We start from the raw sequence: 1324 nt of genomic DNA, 5'->3' as shown, positions 1-1324 counted from the left end.
GGGTGTCGGGTGTGGATTTGGATTGGGGTGTGGTGTGTGGGGGTGGGCGGCGGGTGGATTTGCCGACGTATGCCTTCCAACACCAGCACTACTGGCTCTACGACCCGGCCCTTGTCGGCGCTGGGCTGCTTGCCGCCACCCACCCCCTGCTCGACGCCGCGGTGCCGTTGGCCAACACTGACGGCGTCGTCTTCACCGGCCGCTGGTCCCTGGCCACCCACCCATGGCTCGCCGACCACTCGGTCGGCGGCACCGTCGTGTTCCCCGGCACCGGGCTGGTCGAACTCGCCCTCCACGCCGGCGACCAGGTCGGCGTCGACCTGCTCGACGAGCTGACCCTGCACGCGCCGCTCGTCGTACCGGACAGCGGCAGCGTCGAGGTCCAGCTCGCGGTGGAGGCGCCCGACCCGACCGGCAGCCGCGCCGTCGGGGTGCACTCCCGCGAACACGACGACGCCCCGTGGACCCGGCACGCGACCGGAGTCCTGACCGCCAGCGACAACCCCGGCGTCGACCTCACCGAGTGGCCGCCCGCCGATGCCGAACCGCTGCCCCTGACCGGGCTCTATGACGACCTCGCGGCTGGCGGACTCGACTACGGCCACACCTTCCAGGGCCTGCGCCGCGCCTGGCGGACCGGCGACGAACTCTACGCCGAGGTCGATCTCCCCGACGGTGCGGAGACCGACGGCTACGGTCTGCACCCGGCGCTCTTCGACGCCGGCCTGCACGCCCTCACCCGAGCTGACCAGGACACCCACCGAGGTCTGCCGTTCGCCTGGTCGGGCGTGGCACTGCACGCCACCGGTGCCACCAGTCTCCGGGTACGGCTCACCCTGTCTGACACCGGCATCCGGATCGCGGTCGCCGATGCCGTCGGTGCACCTGTCGCGAGCGTGCGGTCGCTGGTGCTCCGCCCGGTGCAGGTCACTACGGCCACCGGTGTCTCCGACGCGCTCTTCGGTCTCGACTGGCGTCCCCTCAGCCGCACCGCGACCGGAACCACCCCTACGTGGACCTGGCACCGTGACACCGCCCCGGCCCCCACCGACGACGGCCTCACTCCGACCACCGGCCCGGGGAACGGCGATGGCCCGACCGAGCTGGTGGTGCTGCCGGCGGGGGGCACCGACGACGTGCACGCCGAGGTGAACCGGGTGTTGGCGATCGCCCAGCGCTGGCTGGCCGAGACCACGACCGCCCCGCTCGTCGTCCTCACCCGGCATGCCGTCGGCGATGATGTGACCGACCTGGCCGGCGCGGCGGTGTGGGGGCTGCTCCGCTCGGCGCAGGCCGAGAACCCGGACCGGCTGTTGTTGGTTGA

Annotated in this window: 1 protein-coding gene; it reads left to right on the top strand. The window is 72.6% G+C overall.

All coding sequences use genetic code 11. The annotated features are described in order from the left end of the window. Positions 1-53 precede the first annotated feature (53 nt). Positions 54-1324: polyketide synthase dehydratase domain-containing protein (locus B118_RS0124885; protein WP_033669955.1), on the top strand; the 1271-nt coding region annotated here is incomplete at its 3' end.

Origin of the sequence: Salinispora pacifica CNR114 (assembly GCF_000514775.1) — a bacterium.
GTDB lineage: Bacteria > Actinomycetota > Actinomycetes > Mycobacteriales > Micromonosporaceae > Micromonospora > Micromonospora pacifica.
This window is presented reverse-complemented; position numbering and strand designations above follow the sequence as displayed.